Origin of the sequence: Streptomyces sp. NPDC023838, assembly GCF_040639555.1 — a bacterium.
Taxonomy (GTDB): domain Bacteria; phylum Actinomycetota; class Actinomycetes; order Streptomycetales; family Streptomycetaceae; genus Streptomyces.
Genome location: NZ_JBFAAD010000001.1, coordinates 178,074 through 200,797 on the forward strand (window position 1 = coordinate 178,074; position 22,724 = coordinate 200,797).

15 protein-coding genes are annotated in these 22,724 nt (G+C 70.8%); 14 read left to right on the top strand and 1 reads right to left on the bottom strand.

What is annotated here, in order from left to right; all coding sequences use genetic code 11:
* Positions 1-43 precede the first annotated feature (43 nt).
* The 14 genes from AB0G17_RS00880 (at position 44) to AB0G17_RS00945 (ending at position 19,700) form a co-directional block, all read left to right on the top strand.
* Positions 44-2,545 (top strand): hypothetical protein, encoded by a 2,502-nt coding sequence (locus AB0G17_RS00880; protein WP_361374072.1) that lies wholly within the window; start codon positions 44-46, stop codon positions 2,543-2,545.
* Positions 2,546-2,570: 25 nt separating this feature from the next.
* On the top strand, positions 2,571-4,394 hold the full coding sequence (locus AB0G17_RS00885; protein ID WP_361374074.1) for a hypothetical protein: 1,824 nt from the start codon (positions 2,571-2,573) through the stop codon (positions 4,392-4,394).
* Between the two features lie 146 nt (positions 4,395-4,540).
* Positions 4,541-4,837 (top strand): trypco2 family protein, encoded by a 297-nt coding sequence (locus AB0G17_RS00890; protein ID WP_361374076.1) that lies wholly within the window; start codon positions 4,541-4,543, stop codon positions 4,835-4,837.
* Complete coding sequence (locus tag AB0G17_RS00895) at positions 4,834-8,043, top strand: tetratricopeptide repeat protein (RefSeq protein WP_361374078.1); 3,210 nt, start codon at positions 4,834-4,836, stop codon at positions 8,041-8,043. The genes AB0G17_RS00890 and AB0G17_RS00895 overlap by 4 nt, the downstream gene beginning before the upstream one ends.
* A 466-nt stretch (positions 8,044-8,509) precedes the next feature.
* Positions 8,510-10,666, top strand: a complete 2,157-nt coding sequence (locus AB0G17_RS00900) for a glycoside hydrolase family 9 protein (protein ID WP_361374080.1) — start codon at positions 8,510-8,512, stop codon at positions 10,664-10,666.
* Between the two features lie 284 nt (positions 10,667-10,950).
* Positions 10,951-11,373, top strand: coding sequence for a DUF6003 family protein (locus AB0G17_RS00905; protein ID WP_361374082.1), 423 nt, complete (start codon positions 10,951-10,953; stop codon positions 11,371-11,373).
* A 143-nt stretch (positions 11,374-11,516) separates the two neighbouring features.
* Positions 11,517-12,326: an SDR family oxidoreductase gene (locus AB0G17_RS00910; protein WP_361374084.1), complete on the top strand. Its 810-nt coding sequence runs from the start codon at positions 11,517-11,519 to the stop codon at positions 12,324-12,326.
* Between the two features lie 284 nt (positions 12,327-12,610).
* On the top strand, positions 12,611-12,928 hold the full coding sequence (locus tag AB0G17_RS00915) for a hypothetical protein (RefSeq protein ID WP_361374086.1): 318 nt from the start codon (positions 12,611-12,613) through the stop codon (positions 12,926-12,928).
* Positions 12,929-13,298: 370 nt separating this feature from the next.
* Positions 13,299-14,582: an NAD(P)/FAD-dependent oxidoreductase gene (locus AB0G17_RS00920; RefSeq protein ID WP_361374088.1), complete on the top strand. Its 1,284-nt coding sequence runs from the start codon at positions 13,299-13,301 to the stop codon at positions 14,580-14,582.
* Between the two features lie 211 nt (positions 14,583-14,793).
* Positions 14,794-15,381 (top strand): hypothetical protein, encoded by a 588-nt coding sequence (locus AB0G17_RS00925; protein ID WP_361374090.1) that lies wholly within the window; start codon positions 14,794-14,796, stop codon positions 15,379-15,381.
* Between the two features lie 834 nt (positions 15,382-16,215).
* Positions 16,216-16,680 (top strand): hypothetical protein, encoded by a 465-nt coding sequence (locus tag AB0G17_RS00930; RefSeq protein ID WP_361374565.1) that lies wholly within the window; start codon positions 16,216-16,218, stop codon positions 16,678-16,680.
* Between the two features lie 149 nt (positions 16,681-16,829).
* A complete protein-coding gene (locus tag AB0G17_RS00935; RefSeq protein ID WP_361374092.1) occupies positions 16,830-18,170 on the top strand; it encodes a polysaccharide lyase family 1 protein in 1,341 nt (446 codons plus the stop codon).
* Positions 18,171-18,369: 199 nt separating this feature from the next.
* The gene (locus AB0G17_RS00940; protein WP_361374094.1) at positions 18,370-18,894 is read left to right on the top strand and encodes a SigE family RNA polymerase sigma factor; all 525 of its coding nucleotides are present in this window, start codon (positions 18,370-18,372) and stop codon (positions 18,892-18,894) included.
* Positions 18,894-19,700 (top strand): hypothetical protein, encoded by an 807-nt coding sequence (locus AB0G17_RS00945; protein ID WP_361374096.1) that lies wholly within the window; start codon positions 18,894-18,896, stop codon positions 19,698-19,700. The genes AB0G17_RS00940 and AB0G17_RS00945 overlap by 1 nt, the downstream gene beginning before the upstream one ends.
* 126 nt (positions 19,701-19,826) lie before the next feature.
* Here AB0G17_RS00945 and AB0G17_RS00950 read toward each other — a convergent pair whose 3' ends face one another.
* Positions 19,827-21,896, bottom strand: coding sequence for a pectinesterase family protein (locus AB0G17_RS00950; protein WP_361374098.1), 2,070 nt, complete (start codon positions 21,894-21,896; stop codon positions 19,827-19,829).
* Positions 21,897-22,724: the final 828 nt, after the last annotated feature.

Below are 22,724 nucleotides of genomic sequence, written 5' to 3' on the forward strand. Positions count from 1 at the left end.
TGGCAACCGAGTTGACCCACGGCATACGAAACCGGAGTTCTCCTTGAGACCTCGCACAATCGCCCGCAGAGCACGGGTGCCCGTGCTCGCGTCGGCAGGCCTGGCCATGCTCGCCGGGCTGCTGCAGGGCAATATGGCCTGGGCCGGGCAGCCGGACGCCGAGCCCCAGCCCCCGGCGCCCGGTGCCACCGCGCCCAACACCGTGGCGCCCGACCAGCGCGGCGACGCCCTCGGCAAGGACTGGAAGAAGTCGGGTGACCGCGCATGGACGACGGCCGGGGACGCCACCGGGTTCCATGTGCTGGTCGCCGACGCCAACGCGGGATACACCTGGCGCACCGTGGCGACACTGTCGGAGCCGGGCCTGGAGACCGATCAGTGGATCGGCAACGCCTGTGTGACCGGCTCCGGCAACCGCGCCGTGGTGGTCTACGCACCACGGGCGTTCACCAACCGCGACGACCTCTTCGACCGGGGTGCCTTCACCGCGGTCGTGGACCTGCGGTCGGGCAAGGTGACCAAGCTGGCGCTCAACGCCAGTCTGGCCTACTTCGACCCCGGTTGCGGGGCGGGTGAGACCGCCGTCGTCACGCAGGCGAGCGCCGACGCCAAGAGTGAACAGACCCAGTTCCAGACCGTCGACGCCGTCACCGCGAAGATCGTCTCCACGGGGACGGTCGACGGCCAGGCGACCTCCGCGGTCCCGGTCGGCAAGGACGTCATAGCCGCGGCGGGGCCGCACCTCATCAAGGTGAACCCGGCGGGCAAGGCCGACGTGGTGGCCACCACGCACGGCACCGCAACGCGACTGCGCCCGGACGCCGACGGCAACGTCGCCTTCCTGGAGCCGGCCAAGGGCGGGAAGGTCGACGTCAAGCACCTGCGCGGCCGTACGGTCAAGACCCTGGCTGTCGGCGACCTCGGACAGGTCGGCCTGGCCCAGGGCACGGCCGGCAGGGTCTTCCTGACCGGCAGGTCCACGGCGGCGAACGACCTGCCCTCGACGGTGCGCCGCGTCGCCGAGGCACCCGCCCGGGCGGAACTGTCGACCGAGGGCCAACTGGCCGTCGTCCAGGCCGTTCCCCAGCACCTCGCGGACAAGGTGGCCGCACCGCTGCGGCGGGCGACACCCGCGGCCGAGGCCGTCGAGATCAAGGCGACGGTCACCGGCACCAGCAAGCCGCTGGACTTCACCGTGGCCACCCAGCAGACCTCGGCGCAGGCCGAGACCGGTGCGCGGCCCTCGCCGCTGCTGCCGTTCATCGCGGGCGGCCGCACCTCCGTGAAGAAGGCGCTCACGGCCTCCGGTGCCAAGGCCGCGGCCTCGGGCGACGCCGCCGGCGACCCGGTGGACAACGACCGTTACTGCTCGGTGCCCCGTAACGACGTGAACACCCAGGTCTACCAGCCGACCCCCAACCAGGTGGAGTGGGCGGCCGACATGGCCATCCGGGGCCTGCTGACCGCCGACCACGTCAACCGGCCCGCGAACTGGCACAACTCGGGGCTGCCCGCCTTGTCGCCGCAGGGCATGTTCCCGCCGCGCACCCTCGTCACCGGCGGCCGGATCCCGGCGCAGGTCATGCTGGGCATCCTGACCCAGGAGTCCAACCTCTGGCAGGCGACAACGCACGCCGTTCCGGGCGAGTACGGCAACCCGCTGATCGGCAACTTCTACGGCACCAACATCTACGCCGGCACGACCGGCTACGACCCGAAGCGCATCTGGAAGATCAACTGGGACAAGGCCGACTGCGGTTACGGCATCGGCCAGGCCACCGACGGCATGCGCATCGCCGGACACCCCAAGGAAGGGGAGGTGCTCCTGCCGCCGGACCAGCAGCGGGCCGTCGCCGTGGACTACGCCACCGGCATCGCCTACTCGGTGCGCATCCTGCAGGACAAGTGGAACGAGCTGCACACCGCCGGCACGCAGATCAAGCTGAACGACGACGACCCGACGCGTCCGGAGAACTGGTTCGCCGCCGTGTGGAACTACAACGCGGGCCTCAACGTGCCGGGCAGCAACCCGGACGATCCATCGGCGTGGGGACTGGGCTGGGCGAACAACCCCTCCAACCCCAAGTACCCACTGGACCGCGGCGCGTTCCTGGACAACAACCACTACGCGGATGCCGCGAAGCCGCAGAACTGGGCGTACGAGGAGAAGGTGATGGGGTGGGGCGCCTACCCCATCGACACCGGGCGCTCCTACGACGACAACGGCACCATGAACAAGGGCAACACCCACGGTTTCTCCCCGGCCTGGTGGTCCAACGCCTCGGAGCGCACGTACGCCATCAAGCCGCCGCCGTCGACGTTCTGTGACACCACCAACGGGTGCGACCCGCTCAACCCGCCGGTCTGCCACACCGTCGCGTGCTACAACCAGCACTGGTTCCGCCACGACGTCACCTGGAAGAACTGCGGCAGCAAGCCGACGACCCCCAACGGGCTGATCAACGAGTGCGGCAACGAGTACCTCACCTACAAGACGGTGCGCGGCGAGCCCGGCGACGCCCCATCCCACGCTCGGCCCCTGTGACACGACAGCCCTGCCCAGCGGCACGGTGCTCGTCGACGACCTGCCGGACGGCGCGCCGCAGAACCGCTGCGCGTCTCGCGGCTGGTCCAACAACGGCTCCTTCTCCTGGGAGTTCCGCACCGACGACGAGGGCAAGTACGAAGCCAAGGAGGATCTGCACCAGATCGGCGGCGGCTTCGGCGGCCACTACTGGTTCTCCCACGCACGTCAGCCCAACAACTGGGACAACTACCTGACCACCAACGGTACCTGGAAGCCCAACCTGGCCGATCGCGTCTACAAGGTACAGGCGTTCGTCCCCTACCCCTCCCACACCACCAAGTCCGCCCACTACGAGATCACGACCAGGGACGGCAAGACGCGCGAGCGGATCGTCGACCAGTCCAAGGCCAACAACGCCTGGGTGACCGTCGGCTACTTCCAGCTGGGCGCCAACGCCAAGGTCTCCCTGTCCAACGTCACCAGCGACTCCACCTCCGGCGACCTGGACGTGGCCTACGACGCGCTCGCGTTCGTCCCGGTGGACGGGACGTACGAGCACCACACCTTCGACGCGGCGGCCATCTTCGAGAGCAACCAGAACCTGGACACCGACACCCCCTGGCTGATGAAGACGCCCATGCGGACACGTCAGACCATCTATGACTGGGCGCACTCGCGCACGGCCGGCGGAACGACCTTCGACGACCGCGGACGGCTGGTCGGCCTGTCGAACTTCCAGGTCTGCAACAGCGGCGCGTACAACGACCTCTGCCTCGGCGGCAACGTCTCCGCGGCGGTGAAGTCCTGGCAGGCCGACGTCGACGCGGCCGGAACCGACCCGAACGCGCACCCCTCCCAGGCCGACTGGCTGGGATTCGCGATTCCCGCGCCTCCGGCGACGATCAACGAGCACACCTTCGACGACGACCGCTCGTACAAGATCCGGACGCACATCGACACCTCGTACGTCGTCGGCCCGGACGGGAAGATCATCCCGGGGAGCGAGGAAATGGTGGACTCGGGCCGCACCGGCAACACCGAGATCGCCCCGTTCGCCCGCAACTTCATCCAGGCCACGGTCAAGGACTACGGCTCGCTCGGCGTCACCCTGCCCGACCTGTCCTTCGACGCCAAGGACGGCAACGTCACCGGCCGCACCACCCACGTGGCCAACCCGCTGGAGACCGGCATCACCCCCGGGCAGGCCTACCGTTCGGGCCAGCAGCCGACCACCATCGACTCCACCGGCGCGTGCGTGACGACGAAGTTCGTCAGCGGCGGCAGCATCGGTTACCGCCCGCTCGACGAGGCGCCCAACACCGACGCCAACATGAGCGCCTGGGTGAACAAGCTGAAGAGCCTCGCCGACCAGCGCCAGATCCCGGCCGAGGTCGCGGACACGGCGGGCGACCTCTACAGCCTGTTCTTCCGCAAGCCCGCGCTGGACGGCGGCGGCAACCCGCAGGGCTCGCTGTTCAACATGGCGCCCCCGATCTGGCAGAACGTCAGCATGGCTTTCTGCGCGGGCGGGACCGTCAAGTCCACGGCCGCGGCGAACATCGACGACAACCCGACGACGGGGCTCGTGTACCAGAGCTACATGCCCAACCTGTACCTCTACCTCGACGGTCACATGGTCGACGAGACCGGACAGCCGGCCAACGGTCCCGTGCAGCGCGGAGACTTCAGGTCGTTCTCCAACCTGCCGCTCGGCGACGACCACCACACCGGCTACGGATCCTGCGGCACCGAGATCAAGGGCAACGGAGGAAACCCCTGGAGCCTGAAGGCAGTGCCTACCGGGTTCCCCGGAGGCACCCCCGGCATCCCGATGTTCTGCGATGACGGAAGCCACTCCGCCGGCTGATGTGCACGCCCCGGCCGGGGCCGCCAACCGCGGGCCCGGCCGGTTCGGCGTTCGGGCGGCTCCGGCGCATGGGTGCGGGACTGGCGTGTCTGCGGGCCCGTGCGGCAGGATGCGGCGGCAGTGATCGTGAGCGACGGGGGCGCGGGATGACGACGGACGGCAACGAGATCACCGAGGCGATCGAGCAGTTGCGTACGCAGCTGGCGCAGGCGCAGGAGTACGGCAAGGACGCGCGGCTTCAATTCCGCATCACCGAGGTGGAGATGGAGTTCCTCGTCGAGGTGCGCAAGGACGCCGGGGGATCGGGTGGCGTCCGCCTCGGCGTGGTCAAGCTCGGCGCCGACGCGAAGGTGTCGCAGGGGACGACGCACCGGCTGCGCCTCAAGCTGGATGTACGCGACACCCTGACCGGGGATCCCGCCGCGGTCTCCGACCGACGGTGACGGGCTCGCGGGCCGAAGGCGCGTACGACGGGGCCGCAGGCGCGCACGACCCGGCCGCACCGTTGCACCCGGGGCTCGTGGCGGTCACCGCGGGCCCGGTCGACGCCGAGGGACACAGGGAGTTCTCGTCCGGGCGGCTGCTGGCGCCCTCGCTGGTGCTCACCTCCCGCCACGGCGTCGCGTTCGCCGACGGCCGGCACCGGCCGGACATCACGGTCAGGGCCGTCGTCGGCGGGCGGGGTGCGGTGCGCCTCACCGACCCCGTGCCGTGCACGGTCGTCTGGCAGGGGGACGCCGGACTCGACGCGGCGCTGCTGCGGCTCGGCGTCGACGGCGGAGAGGGCGCCCCCGGCACGCCCGGCACACACGGCGCCCTCGGCACACCCGGCGCCCCCGGCACACACGGAACCCCTGACGCGCAGAGTCTTCCCGAGCCGCTCGGCGTTCCCGAGCCGCGCTGGGCCGAGGTGTCGGGGACCGAGCCGGTCGCCGTGGCCGTGACCGGCATGTCGGCCGCCGCGGCGCGCAGCACGGGCGACGGCACGGAGACCGAGACGGTGCGCGGTGTCCTGGACCCGCTGACGTACACGCGCAGCGACCGATACGCCATCGACGTGTCGACCGCCTGGCCGGCCGGCTGGGACCAGTGGTCGGGGATGTCAGGCAGCGCGGTCGTCCACAAGAGCGGTGCCCTGCTGGGCGTCGTCGCCTGGAGCGACCGGCCCTACGAAGGACGGCGGCTGACGGCCGTACCGGTACGGGCCCTGCTCGCGGATACCGGATTCCGCGACGCACTGCGGGAACTGACGGGCCAGGAGCCGCTGTTGCGCGCGCTCGATCCCGAACGCCCGGCCGACTCCGCCCGGTTGCCGTCCGCGCCGGGTCCGGCCGAGGCGGTCCGCACCACCCTCAAGGCGGCGCCCCGCCAGATCGTGGACCGGGTCGCGGAGCGCCGTCGGCTTCCCCAGCTGGTCGCCGGGAACCTCACGGGGCGGCCCGAGTTGGTGCACGCCATCGTCGGAATGCCGGGCGTCGGCAAGTCCGCCCTGGCCCGGCACCTGGCCCACCAGCTCGCCGCCGACTTCCCCGACGCGCAGTACGAACTCGACCTGTACGGCCACACCCCCGACCGGGCGCCGCTGGACGCGCACGCCGCGATGGAGGCGCTGCTCACCTGGGCGGGCATCCGCGGTGACGACGCGCCGACCCTGGACGCGAAGGCCGCGCTCTGGCGGAACTGGCTGCACGGCAGACGCGGCCTGCTGCTGCTCGACAACGCGGCATCGCTCGACCAGGTGTCCTGTCTGCTCCCCGGGGACGACAGTAGCCTGGTCCTGATCACCAGCCGTATCGCGCTGCACGACCCCGACCGCATCACGCTCACCGCACTGGACGTGCTGCCCGCCGACGAGGCGGTACGGCTCCTGGTGGCGGGCGCCGGGCTGTCCGCGCAGGAGGCGGCCGATCCCGCCCTGGAGGAGATCTGCAGGGCCTGCGGGTTCCTGCCGCTGGCCGTGCAGGCGGTCGCCGCCCGGCTGCGCTTCGAGGAACCGGTGGAGCTGCTGATCGCCATGCGGGAGACGGACTCGCCGCTGCTGGAGGTACCCGACGCCGACCGGCGGGTCGGCGCGGCGTTCGCGGTGTCCTGGCAGGCACTGGAGGCGGCGGACCCGGTGCAGGCGGGCCTGTTGCGGGTACTGGCCATGCATCCGGGACCCGAACTGGAGGTGGAGGCGTGCGCGGCGATGACCGGGACGACGGTGCGCGAGTGCCGCCGTCGTATGGCCGACCTGGCCGAGCGGCACCTGTTGCAACGCCACGGCCGGGGACGCTTCGGCTTCCACGACCTGTTCCTCGCGTACGCCCGGAGCCTGGCGGTGGCGCAGGAGCCGCAGGAGCGCTGGGACGAGGCCCTCGACCGGCTCTTCGTTCACCAGCTGAGCCGGGGCGAGGCGGCGCGGGAGGCGCTGGCCACCGGAGCGGGCGAACCGGGTGCCGCGCGGGCTTGGCTGGAGGCGGAGCGCACCAATCTGATCGCCGTGACGGTGGCCGCCGTCCAACGCCGCTCCCCGCACGCCAGGCGCCTCGCCGCACTGGCGCACGCCGTCCTGGGCGGGCTCGGTGCCACCACCGAACTCGCCAGGATCTGGGTCACGATGAGGGATGCCGCCGTGGCTGACCACGACCTGCCCAGCCGGGCCGACGCCTTGCGGGGCCTGGCCGACACGGAGCGCACACGCGGCGATCTGGCGGCCGCGCGGGACAACTACCGGGCCGCGCACGAGTTGTACGAGGCTCTCGGCGACCGGCGTGGCCAGGCGGACGCCCTGTGGGGGCTCGCCGAGACCGAACGCGCCCGCAGCCGCTACGACGACGCGCGTGAGCTCTTCACCGGCGCGCTGCGCGTCTACGAGGAGCTGAACGACCGGGCGGGCCGTGCCGACGCCCTCTGGGGCCTGGCGAACGTCAGCGTCTCGCAGGGCCGCTACGAGACGGGCGCCGGAGAGTTCCGGCAGGCCCGCGAGCTTTATGCCGGGCTCACCGACCGCCGGGGCGAGGCGCAGGCGCTGCGGGGCCTGGCCGACATCGCGCGCAACCGGGGCCGGGGCGTCGAGGCGCACGAGGGCTACCGGGCCGCCCTGGCGACGTACGAGGAGATCGGCGACGTACGCGGACAGGCGCAGGCGCTGCGGGGCCTCGGCCATGTGGCCCGGGTGGGCGGCCGCCACGACGAGGCCGCCGACCTCTTCGTCCGGGCCCGTGACCTGTCCCGTCGCATCGGCGACCGGCGCGGAGAGGCGAACATGCTGCGCGGGCTCGGCGACGTACAGCGGCTGCGAGGTCAGTACGCCCAGGCCCGCGAAACGCTGGCCCGCTCCGCCGCCGTCCACCGAGAGCTGGGCAACACGGGCGGCCTGGGCTTCACGCTGCGCGCGCTCGGCGACACCGAACGCGCCGACGGCCGGCCGGACCGGGCGCGCGCCGCCTACGACGAGGCCCGCGCCGCCTTCGAACGGGTCGGCTCCCGCCGGGGCCTCGCCGACATCCTGTGCGCCCTGGGTGGCGTACTGCCGCGCCCGGCCGAGGCGCGGGACGCGTACACCGAGGCGCTCGGCATCTACGAAGAACTCGGCGCGGACACCGCGGCGGCCGGGTGCCGCGAGCGGCTGGCGGCGTTGGACGGGGAGCCGCGGACGGAACAGTGAGGCACAGCGTCGGCCGCCGGGCGGGCCGCCGCCCGGCGGATGGGCGCGCACCTGCCGGCACGCCGGGCAGCGCAGCAGGTCGAGGAACAGTTCGATGGCCGGGGGGAAGCGCCACGGACACGCCACGCGTCGGCGGCCGTTGGCCTCGTCGAGCGGCGACGCCGACCCCATGCGGGTACAAGCGCGGCCGCAGCCATGGAACCTCACCCGGCAACACCCTCAACTCCGCATCTTCCCGCACCTGTTGACGGCTGTCCCGGGCGTCACTACTGTCCGCCTCGAATCTTCGATCCGCCGACCGGTGTTCGGTATTCCGACAGTTGGGAGCGCTCCCAGTCCGATTCCGCCCAGGGCGGCCGCCGACGCCGGCCCAGCGCCCGGAGCGACTCCCTCCGCCCGCCCCGGCGGATAGGACTGCTCGCCCAAGCCAACTCCACCCGCTGACCCATCGACACAGGAGCCGCTCATGCCCCCCACCCCTTCGTCACGCCACCGCAGACGCCTCGCCGCCACCCTGCTGACGGGTTCGCTCCTCGGCGGCGGCCTCCTGATCACCCCCGCCACGGCGGCCGTCCCCTCCGCGGCGGCGGCGACCACGGCCGTACGCGTCAACCAGGTCGGCTACCTGCCGGACGGTCCCAAGCGCGCCACCGTCGTCACCACGGCGACGCAGTCGCTCACCTGGCAGCTGCGCAACGCCTCCGGGACGGTGGTCGCCTCCGGTGCGACCGTCCCGCGCGGCGCGGACACCCCCTCCGGGCAGTCCGTCCAGGTGGCCGACTTCTCCTCGTACCGAGGGTCGGGCTCGGGATACGTCCTGGCGGTGGACGGCAGCGGCAGTGTGCCCTTCGACATCCGCGCGAACCTGTACGACGGTCTGCGCTCCGACGCGATGGCGTTCTTCTACCACCAGCGCAGCGGCATCCCCATCGAAGCCTCCCTGGTGGGCTCCGCCTACGCACGCCCGGCCGGACACTTCGGAGTCGCCCCCAACAAGGGCGACACCGCCGTCCCGTGCCAGGCCACCGTGTGCGACTACACCCAGGACGTCAGGGGCGGCTGGTACGACGCGGGCGACCAGGGCAAGTACGTGGTGAACGGCGGCATTTCCACCTGGCTGATGGTCAATTCCTTCGAGCGGGCCAAGCGGGCGGGCAAGGACGCGGCGCTGGGCGACTCGACGCTGCGCGTCCCCGAGCGCGGCAACGGCGTCCCGGACGTCCTGGACGAGGCGCGCTGGGAGCTCGACTTCCTGATGCGGATGCAGGTGCCCCAGGGCAAGCCGTACGCGGGCATGGCGTTCCACAAGATCCACGACGCGGCCTGGACCGGCATGCCGATCCGCCCCGACCAGGACGCCCAGCCTCGCGAGCTGCACCGCCCGTCCACGGCGGCGACCCTCAACCTGGCGGCGGCCGCCGCGCAGTGCGCCCGGGTCTTCCGGCCGTACGACGCGGCGTTCGCGGACCGCTGTCTGTCGGCCGCCCGCCGGGCCTGGACCGCGGCCCAGGCCAACCCGGCGCTGTACGCGCCGGATTCGGACAGCACGGGCGGGGGCGCCTACGGCGACACCCAGGTCAGCGACGAGTTCTACTGGGCGGCCGCCGAGCTGTACGCGACGACCGGCGAGAGCGGCTACCGGGACGCGGTCACCTCCTCGTCCTGGCACACCTCGGCCAACGCCTTCTCCGCCTACGGCTTCGGCTGGGCGGACACGGCCGCGCTCGGCCGGCTCACCCTGGCCACCGCCCCCAACGGGCTCCCCGCAGCCGACCGGGACCGGGTCCGGGCCTCGGTGACGGCAGCCGCCGACGGCTACCTGTCCCGGATGGCGGCTCAGGGCTACGCGGTGCCCGTCCCGGCGGACGGCTACTTCTGGGGCTCGAACGGCGAGGTCGCCAACGACGCGATCGTCCTGGCCGTCGCCGGGGAACTGACCGGCGACGGGCGCTACCGCACCGGCGCGCTGGAGACCATGGACTACCTGCTGGGCCGCAACGCCCTCGGCCAGTCCTACGTATCCGGCTACGGCAAGACGTCCTCGCAGAACCAGCACCACCGCTTCTGGGCACACCAGTTGGACGCCTCACTGCCCCACCCTCCGGCGGGGTCGCTCGCGGGCGGGCCCGACAGCGCGCTCCAGGACCCGGTGGCACAGGAGAAGTTGGCCGGTTGCGCGCCCGCCGCCTGCTACATCGACGACATCGGCTCGTACTCCACCAACGAGGTGGCGGTCAATTGGAACGCCCCGCTGGCCTGGCTCGCCGCCTACGCCGCCGAGGGAACCTCCACCGGCGAACCGCCCACCGCGGCCTGCGCGGTGACGTACAAGGTCGACAGCGTCTGGAACAACGGCTTCACGGCGACCGTCACCGTCAAGAACACGAGCCCGAACTCCGTGGACGGATGGCAGCTGACCTGGGCCTACGCCGGTGGCCAGCGCGTCACGAGCGCCTGGAACGCGACCCTCACCCAGAACGGCACCGCCGTCAGCGCCCGCAACGCCGACTGGAACCGAACGATCGCACCCGGTGCGACAGCGAGCTTCGGAGTCCAGGGGACGTACAGCGGGACCAATCCCGCCCCCACGGCCTTCGCGCTCAACGGGGGTGCCTGCGCCTGATCCACAGCCGACCAGGCCCAGCTCGTACGCCCTGCCCGGGCCTGGTCGCTGCTCAGGATCAGAGGAGATCACCCAGCACCAGGCGGCCAGGCCATCGGACACGCACGCCGCCCGTAGACCGCGCGCCTGCCGAACTACGGGCAATCCCTCTCGCACTGCGCCGCGCCCACGCGGTGAGGACCACGGCGCCACGGACGGGACGCGGTGGGGCGTTAGCATCGTGTGACGCTGCTGTTCGTGTGCCCGTGTGTCCGCGTGTCCGTGAGAGAAAGCGATTGTCCGCGATGGCCGACGACGCCTACCTGTTCCTCCTTCCCGAGCGGCACCCCCGGCTGGGGGCGGCCCTGACCGCCGTCGGAACCCTCGAGTGCTCGCAGACGCCGGCCGTGCATGGATGGCTGCAGGCCCACGGGGTCTCCGCCTCCTCCGAACACGTCCGGATCCTGCCGGCCGGGGCGGAGGCGTTCATTCCGGAGGGAGCCGAACGACTGCCGGTTCCGCTGAGCGAGGAGGAGACCGTCCGGGTTCAGCAGGAGTGCGCGCCCCAGTCGGTCACGGACGTGGAGGCTGAGCTGCTGGAGTTCCGGGAGACGACCGAGGACTGGCAGGCGCTCGTACAGCGGGCCCTGACCGCGGGCGTACCGGCCCCGCGCATCGCGCAGCTGACCGGCCTCGATCCGCAGGACATCGCGCGTCTGACCCTGTGACATCCGCGCGGCGGCGCTCCGTGACGTATGTCGACCTCGCCAGCCGGCCCTGTGCCGCGTTTGCCCGGTATGCCTGCCGGGTACAGCGATGCATCACCTGAGAAGTGAGGCCGAGGCCGAAGTACGACCACGAGGAGATCCGCATGTCCGCCCCCACCTCGCCCGCGCCCAAGACCGCTCTGATCACCGGCTCCGACTCCGGGATCGGCCGCGCCACCGCCGTCCGCCTGGCCGAGGCGGGAATGGACGTCGCCATCACCTGGCACAGTGACGAGAAGGGCGCCCGGGAGACCGCCGACGAGGTCCGCGGGAAGGGGCGCCGAGCCGTCGTGGGCCGGATGGACCTCACCCGGCTCCCGGCCGCCATCGACACCATGGACGACCTGTGCGCCCAACTCGGCCGTCTGGACGTCCTCGTGAACAACGCCGGTACGGGTACGGCAACGCCGTTCCTCGACCTGAGCGAGCACGATCTGCGCCGGGTCCTGGACGTGGACCTGGTGGGCCCGTTTCTGTGCGGGCAGAAAGCGGCCCGACGGATGATCGAACAGGGCGACGGCGGCCGGATCATCAACGTGACTTCGGTGCACGAACACCAGCCACGGGTGGGGGCGGCCCCGTACTGCGCGGCCAAGGGCGGCCTGGGGCTGCTCACCCAGACCATGGCGCTCGAACTGGCCGAGCACGGCATCACGGTGAACGCGGTCGCTCCGGGCGAGATCGCCACCCCGATGACCGGCCAGGAGGACTCGGACGTGCACGCCACGCACCGCCCGGGCGTTCCGCTCGGCCGCCCCGGCGACGCCCGGGAGGTCGCCGCCGTCATCGCCTTCCTGGCCGGCCCCGACGCCTCCTACGTCACCGGCGCGTCCTGGAGCGTGGACGGCGGCATGCTCAGGATGGGCCCGATGGCCGGCTCCCACCTCACCAGCGACGACTGGCGCCGCCCCTGAGCGGTACGACCGGGCGTGCCGGAAGCGATCACCGCTGCGGTCGCGGGGGGCGGACCGCGCCCAGCCTGGACGGGCGCGCGGGCGGCGGCGTCCGGCCGGTGGAAGGGGCACCTCCGCAAAGTGGTTAGCGGGTTGTTAGGGGGTGTTGCCATGCTCTTCCCGTTGGGTTTCCCGACGTTGTGCAGCGGTGCGGCCGGCTCGTGCAGCCGCACCGATTCCATTGGCTCCGCGTGCCCCGGTTGACCGGCGGGTGGCGTGGAGTCCGTTCCAGAAGGGGGAATGTCATGAAGCGACTGCGCATGGCAGGGACCGTGTCCACCGCGCTGGCCCTGGCGGCCGGGGCGATGCTGTTCGCCGCGCCGTCCGCGAGTGCGTCCAGCAGCTGCCACGCCTACAACCGCAACGACGGAGCCGGTGTGGGCTGGTGCGACAGTGGCAACGGCCGCTGGCGTGTCCACGGCTACTGTGCCAACGTCGGCGGCGTGCGCGGCCCGTACACCGGGTCCGAGGGCGGCCGTTCGATGGGTCGGGAGTGGGCGTCCATCCTCGACTGCGGGATGGGCGGCGGCGCCGTCAACATGTGGGTCGAGACGTACGGCTGAGCCGTACGGCCCGGCGGACCGGCCCGTTCCCCCGCGTGCGGCGGTGGGGGCGGGCCGGTTCCGCGTTGCGGGCGCGGTGGGACGATCACCCAGGAGTTCCGCAACTTCTCCGCCGGTGCCATAGCCACGGGCCGCCGTGGCCGTGGATTCCTACCCCGGCCGGATCGGGACCTGCCGCCGACGGGACGGCCGCCGACGGGACGGCCGCCGACGGGACGGCCGCCGACGGGACCGCCGGCACAGCGACCGGTTCACCGCCTGACCGCACCTCACCTGATCCACAGCTCTTGACAATTGATCATGCGCCTGACAGGAGTGGCACTGCACCACTCCCAGGATCGGCACCACACCCGAAGGGGGCGATCAGCGCATGACCAAGCCTGAGAGCGCGGGATACGACTACGACGTCGTCATCAGCGGAGCCAGCCTCGCCGGCAGCGCTGCCGCGATCTTGCTCGCTCGGCGCGGTGTCCGGGTCGCCCTGCTGGAGCGCCGCTCGGACCCCGACGCGTACAAGGTGCTGTGCACCCACTCCCTCACGGCCAACGCCTACCCGGTGCTGGACGAACTCGGCCTCATCCCCGCGCTCAAGAAAGCGGGAGCCGTCCGCAACGATGCCCGCTGGTACACCCGCTGGGGATGGATCGAGCCGAAGGCCGCGCCGGCAGGCCCCGCGCTGCCGCACGCGTACAACATTCGACGCAGCACGCTCGATCCGCTTATCAGAGCCCATGCGTCGCAGACCCCGGGCGTCGATCTGCTCCTCGGCCACCAGGTGGCCGGGCTGGTGCAGGAAGCCGGGCGAACCGTGGGGGTGCGGGCCTCGACACCCCAGGGCGAGCGTGAGATCCGGGCCCGCCTGGTGGTCGGCGCCGATGGCAAGGACTCGGCCGTGGCGAAGTTCGCCGAGGTGCCTGCTCGGCAGTACGAGAACACGCGGTTCGGCTATCTCGCGCACTTCCGCAACCTTCCGCTGCACGGCGGAATCGGTCAGGCCTGGTTCCTGGAGCCCGACATGGCGTACGCGTTTCCGAACGACGACGGGGTGACGGTCATCGCCGTACTCCCGGACAAGAAGCGGCTGCCGGCCTTCCGGGAAGACCTGGAGGGCAGCTTCTACGCATACGTGCGTGCCCTGCCCGAGGCACCGCCCATCGACTCCGCCGAGCGCACCTCGAAGATCACCGGCACTGTCAACTACCCCCTTCTCAGTCGCGAACCGACCGCACCGGGCGTAGCGCTCATCGGCGACGCCGCCCTGACCGGCGATCCCCTGTGGGGAGTGGGATGCGGGTGGGCTCTGCAGTCCGCGCAATGGTTGGCAGACGCGGTCGCCCCGGTGGCGACCGGCCGAGGCGACCTCGACAGGTCGCTGCTGACGTACGCACGCAAACACCGGCGCCAGCTGCGAGGCCACCAGTTCCTGGCCGCCGACTTCGCCAAGGCCCGACCGTTCAACCCCATGGAACGGCTGATGTTTTCGGCGGCAGCGCGCGACGAATCGCTGGCGCGGCACATGCATCTGTTCGCGTCCCGCCTGATCGGTCCGCTGCGATTCCTGAGTCCCGTGGCACTGGCCAAAGCCTCGGCCGTCAACATCAAGCACCGCAGGGCGGCTGTGCCACCCGAGCCCCTGTCACACACCGAGACATGACCGGGCTTCCCCTCCCACTCCACTCGCCCTGACGGGCATGCCGGGAAGATGCCGGGCGTGGCGGAAGAGACGCGCTGGGTTCGCCTCCGGCCAGTGGCGTGGCCGACCAGGTGCGGGCCATCCGGGCGAGGCGCCGGGCTCGTACGGCATGGTGCCCAGGGCCGCGGCCTCCCGCGAAGGATGTTGATGCCTCCCCTTGCAGGAGAGGCCCGTGAGTGATCCCAGCCCCCGCGTGACCCCGAGGCCGGCACCGGTCGCAGCAAGCGGTGAGATTCCCGGCCCGGGGGTCATCGGTATCGGACTCGCCGCGGTGCTGACGTTCGCTCTCGCCCAGGGTTCCTGGCAGTCGTTCGCCACGTTCGTCGGGGTGACGCTCCTTGCGGTGATGCTCGCCTTCCAGCGGCGGGCGCAGTGGACGCCGGGCGTTCGCTCGGCCTATGTGCGCGGCCTGGTCGCGTACGCGCTGGTCGTCGGCCTCTGTGTGGCCGTCGCGCTCGCACCCCTGCTGCAGCGCGAGGGGTGGCTGTTTCCGATGCCGGCCACGCGCAGCGAGTGCGGCCTGATGGGCAGATACGAGGCCCTCCAGGTGAAGGCCTCGCTGGGGAACCTGGCCGGCGGCGACGGTACCGCTCTGGCGTACGCGCAGGACGTCCAGGCCCGCAAGGCTGTTGCCGAGTGCCTGGCGGCCACGACGACTCTGTGGCTCCCGGTGTACGGGGTGGGGGTGGCCGTGCTGGTAGGTGGGGCCACGTGGTTCCGTGACCGGGCCCGGGCCCGCCGGGCCCCCGTGGACCAGTGAGGTTTCGGTGCGGGTGAGGTCGTGGCGGCATCGCGACGAGCCCCGTCTCGGCGAGGAAGTCGCCGAGCAGGCGGGGCTGCACTTCTTGGGCATCGTCGAGTGTGGGGACGGATCGCTCCCGGCCTCCTTGCCCTGTCGGCGCGTCACCGTGGTTCACGCGGTGCCCCGCTGCCCTGGGAGCGGGTACGCCGCTGTTTCGACAGACGGTGCCAGGGCACACGACGTAGCGTCACGACGAGCTACAGCGGGAGGGTTTATGTCCGGGCTGATCGCGAAGATCAAGCAGTTCAGCCGCAGTCCCCAGGGGCAGCGGACGATCGCTTCGGTGCGGCGCGCGGCTTCCGACCCGCGCAAGCGGGAGCAGGCCCGTGGAATGCTCAGGCGACTTCGAGCCAGGAGCTGACCGATCCAGCTGCGCGCGAGCGGCTGGAGCCGGACGTGGCATCCGTAGCGTTGTCCGCGCGGGATGTGCGCCGTACGCCAGGAGAGGCGCTGCGGCCGTCTGCGGGCGTACCCGGCCACCGTTGACTTCGAACAGGTAGCCGCCGTCCTCTGCGCGAGCCGATCGCTCCGGGTCTGTTCCGCCAGGCTCGGCCGGAGGTCGCCGTCATACGTCCCCAACAGCCGCGCCGCCCCCCTTGGCCAAGCGCTGCGGGTCCATGTCGGCGGCTAGTTGACCGCCCGTCAACTAGCCAGGACCGAAAAATTCCGACTGGCCGCCCACAGATCGACCACAGCCGGTGGCGTGGCTGATCCAGATGCCTGGACATGTCGATGTGACTGGCAGCGCACAAAGCGCACTGAGCGGCTGCCGTGTCGGATCCGGCAGAGATAATGCGGACCGTGGACCTGAGACCGGAGCTCCTGCCCCCGCCTGTGAGCCGAGAGCGGCTGGAGGAATTGAGTCGCGAGATTGAACGGATCGCTGACCTGCTGCTGAGCGGCTCCGAGGGCGCGAGCGAAGCGATCTGTGCCTTCAACTCTGCGACTGGGCATACCTATGAGGCTCTCGCCTTCGTGGAGTACCACGGAAGCAGAAGCCTGGAGGAGTTCGCGAGGGAGGCCGCCAGGCCGGCTCATCCCCGGGTGCCGGACATCACCCGGGACGAGCTCGTCGAAATCGTCCGCAGAGTTTTGACGGGGTCCCCGGAGACTGGCTACTACCTGCTGCTCCTGGGAGCGAACGTGCCGCACCCTGGGGTCAGTGACTTGATCCATTACCCCTCAGCCGAGCTGGAGGGTGGGACGGCGGAGCAGATCGTCGAGGAAGCCCTGCGGTACCGGCCGTTCGCACTCTGAGGCCCGCGGCCGCCCCGGCTCCGGGCGATGGGGTGTGACGTACATCGCACGACTTTCTTCCTCTGGGCGGCAACTTCCCTGTGCGCGGCGGCAACTGAAGGCCGACAGAGCAGTACTCCGCTCCATCTCCGCACAAGGAACGCCACCCAATGCCCCCTTCCTCTCACCGCCGCCTCCCCGCCCGCCGTCGTATCGCCCTGGCCACCACGGGACTTGTCACCGCGGCCGGTCTCGGCGTCCTGCCGTTCGCCATGCGCGCTGACGCGGGTGCCGTCGATCTCGCCCACGCCGTCCTGGCCGCGCAGGACGGCTGGGCGTCGAGCGGCTCCGGAACGACCGGCGGACAGGCCGCCGACGCGGCGCACGATGTCACCGTCACCACACGGGCCGAACTGGTCAAGGCGCTCCGCGCGGGCCCCTCCGGCGCTCCGCGGATCATCCGGGTGAAGGGCCGCATCGACGCCAACACCGACGACCAGGGCCGCTCGTTGACCTGCGCCGACTACGCCAAGGGCACGGGCTACGCGCTCGCCGCCTACCTCAAGGCCTACGACCCCTCCGTATGGGGACGGTCCAAACTGCCGTCCGGCGCGCAGGAGTCCGCTCGGGCGGCAGCGCAGGCGAGGCAGGCCGAGCGGGTGGGCATCACCGTGCCGTCGAACACCACGGTCATCGGCGTGCCCGGCACCGACGCGGGCATCAACGGAGGCAGCCTGCTGGTTCAGAAGGCGGACAACGTCATCATCCGCAACCTGACCTTCGCCGACACCCGCGACTGCTTCCCTCAGTGGGACCCCAAGGACGGCTCCACGGGCAACTGGAACTCCGCGTACGACGCCGTCACCCTGCGCGGGGCGACGCACGTGTGGGCCGACCACAACGCGTTCACCGACAGCCCGCACCTCGACGCTTCGAACCCGCGGTACTTCGGCCGCGAGTACCAGGTCCACGACGGAGCCCTCGACATCACCAACGCCTCGGACCTGGTCACCGTCTCGTACAACCGCTTCACCGACCACGACAAGACCATGCTCATCGGCAGCAGTGACAAGGACTCCAAACTCCGTGTCACGCTGCACCACAACGTCTTCCAGGGCATCGTGCAGCGCGCGCCGCTGGCCCGGGTCGGACAGGTCCACCTCTACAACAACCTCTTCGACACCACGCCGCGCGACGGCTACGTCCACAGCTACAGCGTGAACGCGCGTGCAGGTGTCCAGATCGTGGCGCAGAACAACTACTGGACGCTCTCCGCCGACCGGAAGGCCTCCCAGCTCCTGTCGGGCGACGGTACGGGCGCTTTCGCCGGCAGCGGGAACATGGTCAACGGCTCGGTCACCGACCTCGTAGCCGCCCACAACGCGGCGAACAGCAAGAAGATCAAGTCCGAGACGAAGTGGAAGCCCGTCCTCTCCGGGGGACTGGAGTCCTCTGCGGCGGGCCTGCCCGCGTCCCTCGCCCGCCGCGCGGGCTCGGGCGTCCTGAAGTGATCCGCCGCCCCGGTGGTCGGGCGGGCGCGCCGGTCCCGCCCGGACACCGGGGCGGGCCACCGCAGAGGAAGCGACCCTGCACGACATGGAGAGAGCTGACCGAATGCTTAGTATGCTCATCAGCCCCGTCCCTGACGGCGGGCCCGAACACCGGCGCCGGCTCGGGCTGAGCACGGGCAGACCCCACGGAGGCTCCGGCATGGCCCTTGACGACGCGTCCGCGGAGTTCCACGACTTCTTCGAGCGCCACCACGCCGAACTGGCGCGCCTCGCTCACCTGCTGACCGGCGAGGCGCACACCGCCGACGACCTGGCCGCCGACGCCTTCGTCGCGCTCTGGCACCGCTGGGACCGTGTCCGGGGCGCAGACCACCCGGTGGCCTACGCCCGCGGTGTGGTCGCCAACATGGCCCGGGCCCGCATCCGCGCTCTCACCCGAGAACGGCGCCGCATCCACCTCTTCTGGGCCAGCCTCCCGGCACACGCGCACCACCCCGACGTGGACGCCGTCATGGACGTGCGCCGCGCGCTGGCGCGACTGCCGTTCCGTAAACGTGCGTGTGTCGTGCTTCGCCACGCACTGGACCTCTCGGAGAAGGACACCGCTCTCGCTCTGGGGACATCCGTCGGTACTGTGAAGAGCCAGACCTCCAAGGGCATGGCCGAGCTGCAGCGCCTCCTCGGGGCGCAGGCCGCCGAGGAACTGAGCGGAACGAGGAACTGATGGAGGACCTGAAGCGCCGGCTCCGGGACGCGGCGGCGGCTCACGAGCCCGACCGGGACGCCATGCTGGCGCGCGTCCGGCACGGTATGTCCCGCAGTCCCCGCCCCAACCGCCGTGCGACCGGGCCCCTTTCCTGGCCCCGCGTCACCGTCGCCACCCTTGCCTCGGCGGCGGCGCTCGTGGCGGGTGGATACGCGATCGCCACCACCGTCCACACAGGCGGTCCCGGAAGGGAGGTCGCCGCGGTCCCGGCAGCGCCGTCACCCCCGCCCACGTCGGGTCACGCCTCCCCGCCCTCCACCCCGCCCTCCACCCCGCCCACGTCGGGCCACGCCCCCACGCCTTCCACCCCGCCCGCGTCGGGCCACGCCTCCCCGCCTTCCACGCCGCCCCACCGACAGGACGGACCGCTGCGGTCCGACATCTCCATCGACTCCCACACCAATGCCTACTGGGCCCAGAGCGACATCACGCTCCAGACCGGTGTGCCACTGAGTACGCTCACGCTGGAGGTCCGCATCGTCCAGACGGGCGGCGTGGCCTCCACCGGCGCCTGGCGAACCCTGCCGGCGGGTGACTTCACACTCACCACCACCGACGAGGGTGACGCCCTCAGGTACCGGTGGACCCTCAGACCGGGCCGGACCGTCCTCCCCGGAAAGCATGTCTTCGCCGTGCAGTACAACCACGCCCGCGGCCCGCGCGCCGCGACCGCCGATACCTACACCGCCACGGCCACCACGGCGAAGGGGCAGCGGTACACCGTCACGGGAAGGTGCTGCGCGGCGCCGAACGCATCGGGCTGACGCAGTCGCGGGCCACGGCGTGCCCGCCCATCCGGAAGGGCGGGCACGGCGTGCCCACCCTTCCGGGACGAGGGAGCCCGGGAGCTGCGCGACGGCGCGTCTCCCGGGCTCCCTTCTCCCATCGGTTTACGGAGTCCAGCCGCCCAGCCAGTCGGAGACCTTCTGGGAGGCGGCCTGGGAGTCGGTCAGGTGGGGCCGGTCGGTGCTCTTCGGACCGGCGCCCGGACCGGTGTTCATGTACTCGGCGAAGCGGTCGTCCTTCCAGGAGAAGCCGCCCATGTCGCTCCAGGGCGTGCGCTTGATCGCGGCGCTGAGGGTGGAGTTGCGGACGGTGGTCTGAGGGTCGGCGGTCTTGTCGCCGCCGGGATGCCAGTTCCTGCCGAGGTAGAAGGAGGATGCGCTCACGTCACCGTTGACCGTGGAGCGGTTGATGAGGATGCCGTTGCGGCCCGCCTGGGTGCTCGGGGCGGTGATGTAACCGGCCGAGGTACCGTTCCAGCGCTTCTTGAGGGTGATGACCGACTGGTCGATCACAGCCGTGGCACGGCCGAAGATGAAGTCGACGTTGCCGACGATGTAAGAGTGGGTGACGTATACGCGGCCGGGTGTGCCCGCCGCCGCGGTTTCCAGCTCCAGGGTGTCCTGGTCGCCGCTGACGATGAGGCCGTCCAGCACGATCTTGTCCGCGATCGTGAGCAGGGCGACAGCCTGATGGTCCTTCAGGGACTGATGCGACGCCTCGTCGAAGTCGTTGGAGACCGTGAGGTTGCGCAGCTGGGAGTCGTCCGACCGGATGGAGACCGTGGCACTGCCCGGAGTGCCGTACGTGCCCGAACCGTCCGGCTTCCGCATGCCGGCCGCGTTGCCGTACACGATCACCGTGTCCTTACGGCTGGTGCCCGAGCCCTGGATGGTGAGGTGCGGCTTGTTCGCCGGAACGTTCACCGTCTCGCGGTACGTGCCCGGCTTGACCGAGATGACCACACGGGAGGGATTGTTGACGGGCACGGCGTCCACCGCGGCCTGGACCGTCTTGTACTGGCCGGTGCCGTCCTTGGCGACGGTGAGGGCCCTGGTGGCGGCGGGGGTCCTGGTGGCGGCGTTGGCCGCGGCCGACTGGCCCAGGGAACCCCTCGGGCCGGCTCCGGACTTCACCAGCGCGGGCACGTTGCCGGTGGCGTCCGGGGTGTAGCCGTAGTACTTCTTCGGGTCGAAGGACGCACCGCCGCCGCTCTCGTTGCGCCCGCTCGTACCGGAGAAGATGTTGCCGCGCTGCGCGAGAACGGCGGTGGCGTCCCTGATCACTGGGTTGTTCATGCCCTGGAAGTAGGAGTTCTCCAGCAGCATCCGCGTCTTGCCGCGTGCGTAGTTTCCGTAGGAGGACTTGATGGGTGTGCCCGGGACGTCTTCCAGGAAGTTGTTGTAGAGATGCGCGTGCGCGGCGTTGTCCGTGGACGGGTTGCGCTGCTCGGTCTCACGGATCCAGTTGTGGTGGATCGTGATGTCGGTGACGAGATTCTGGGTCCATCCGATACCGAAGGCCTTGTTGGCGTTGCTGAGCTTGTTCCAGGACACCGTCACGTACGTGCTGTCCTTGCGGACGTCGATCAGCCCGTCGGCGGTGTGCCGCAGGTCGTTGTGGTCGATCCACACATGGTGGGCGCCGTCCATCTGGATGGCGTCGAAGTCGTGCTTCTTGTCGTTCCACACGCCCTGGTACGAATCCCTGATCGTCAGGTTTCGAATGATCACGTTGTGAACGCCCTGGCCGAGGAAGAAGCCGCCGCCGACGATGTGCCCCAGGGTTCCGGAGCCAATGATCGTCTTGTTCGAAGCGACCTTGATCTCCTTGCCGACGGGGGCCATGTTGATCGTGCCTGAGACGACGATGACGTACGGTTCCGGGGCGGTGGCGTACTTCTCCAGGTCGGCGAGCGACTTGACGGTGACCGTCCTGCCACCCCGACCGCCGTACGTACCGTTCTGCCCGAGAGCGTTGACGGAAGCGAACCCGTCGGCGGCGACTGTCGCCCAGGCCGGAGCCTCCGCCGCCGCTGCCTTCTCCTGTTTCCCCACGCCCAGTCCGAACACGGACCCGTACGCCAGAACTCCGGAAGCGACCAGCGCCAGCGGCACGCCGACGACCAGGGCCCGTTGCCGTCTGCGATGGCGGGCGGTGCGGCGGGTCGAACTCATATGCAGTTTCCGTTCCGTGAAGAGGGGACCATCGGTGAGAGGTTGCCGCCGGGCTCGAAAGGGTTGCCGTGCTCGTCGAAAAGGCCCGCGCTCTTGGTGGCGTCCGGGGTTCGCATCGCCGTGATCGGCGTCGCGAGGAGGCGCTTGGGAGGAGGTGCTTAGCGTGTACACGACGCACACGTAGCGCGGTGTCAGCGGGATTCGGCGTGCGTTCGTCGCCGTGCACCGGACCAAGACGGCCGTGCAGCGCCCCCATCGATTACGCATACGCCCTGTGGGCGCCGTCCTCGGCGGCCTCCTCGCTACCCTCATCGGCCTCCGGGCGACCCTTCTCATCGGGGCGGTCGGCGGAGCGCTGTCCCTGCTCTGGTTGCTGCCCTCGCCGATACCACGCATCCACTCCCTGGCTCCCGACAACGCACTGGCTCCCAACAGCGATACGGGCTCGGACGCGCGGCCATTGCCTTGCTGACCTGCCGGGGAACCATCCGGGTCCGAGAGGGGACTTCGCTAACCCGACGGTCGGCTCGTACACGGCCGGCCGCAGTCGCTCGGTCCAACTCAGCGCGTGATCGCCGGTGGGGCATGTCAGTCCCCGATGAACCACAAATAGCTCCCGGGCGTCGCGGCGCAGGACTTCAGGAGCGCCGCGAGGTCGGCCACGGCGGTGGTTTGTGACTCGTCGGCGCACTGCTTCAGCAGTCCGGCGATCTCTGAGAGTGCGGCTTTCGCCTCCTGCTCGTTGAAGAGTGTGTTTTGTCGTACGGGTCCACCCAAGACAGCTTGGCGACGCCGTTGGCCTTCAGTGTGGCGAGCACCTGCGCCAAC

Excerpts from the sequence above, each read along its gene's own strand:
- AB0G17_RS00920 (WP_361374088.1), top strand. The coding sequence starts at position 13,299 with ATGACCAAGCCTGAGAGCGCGGGATACGACTACGACGTCGTCATCAGC.
- AB0G17_RS00930 (WP_361374565.1), top strand. The coding sequence starts at position 16,216 with ATGCGGACCGTGGACCTGAGACCGGAGCTCCTGCCCCCGCCTGTGAGC.
- AB0G17_RS00900 (WP_361374080.1), top strand. The coding sequence starts at position 8,510 with ATGCCCCCCACCCCTTCGTCACGCCACCGCAGACGCCTCGCCGCCACC.
- AB0G17_RS00915 (WP_361374086.1), top strand. The coding sequence starts at position 12,611 with ATGAAGCGACTGCGCATGGCAGGGACCGTGTCCACCGCGCTGGCCCTG.
- AB0G17_RS00905 (WP_361374082.1), top strand. The coding sequence starts at position 10,951 with ATGGCCGACGACGCCTACCTGTTCCTCCTTCCCGAGCGGCACCCCCGG.
- AB0G17_RS00950 (WP_361374098.1), bottom strand. The coding sequence starts at position 21,896 with ATGAGTTCGACCCGCCGCACCGCCCGCCATCGCAGACGGCAACGGGCC.
- AB0G17_RS00910 (WP_361374084.1), top strand. The coding sequence starts at position 11,517 with ATGTCCGCCCCCACCTCGCCCGCGCCCAAGACCGCTCTGATCACCGGC.
- AB0G17_RS00890 (WP_361374076.1), top strand. The coding sequence starts at position 4,541 with ATGACGACGGACGGCAACGAGATCACCGAGGCGATCGAGCAGTTGCGT.
- AB0G17_RS00945 (WP_361374096.1), top strand. The coding sequence starts at position 18,894 with ATGGAGGACCTGAAGCGCCGGCTCCGGGACGCGGCGGCGGCTCACGAG.
- AB0G17_RS00935 (WP_361374092.1), top strand. The coding sequence starts at position 16,830 with ATGCCCCCTTCCTCTCACCGCCGCCTCCCCGCCCGCCGTCGTATCGCC.
- AB0G17_RS00940 (WP_361374094.1), top strand. The coding sequence starts at position 18,370 with ATGGCCCTTGACGACGCGTCCGCGGAGTTCCACGACTTCTTCGAGCGC.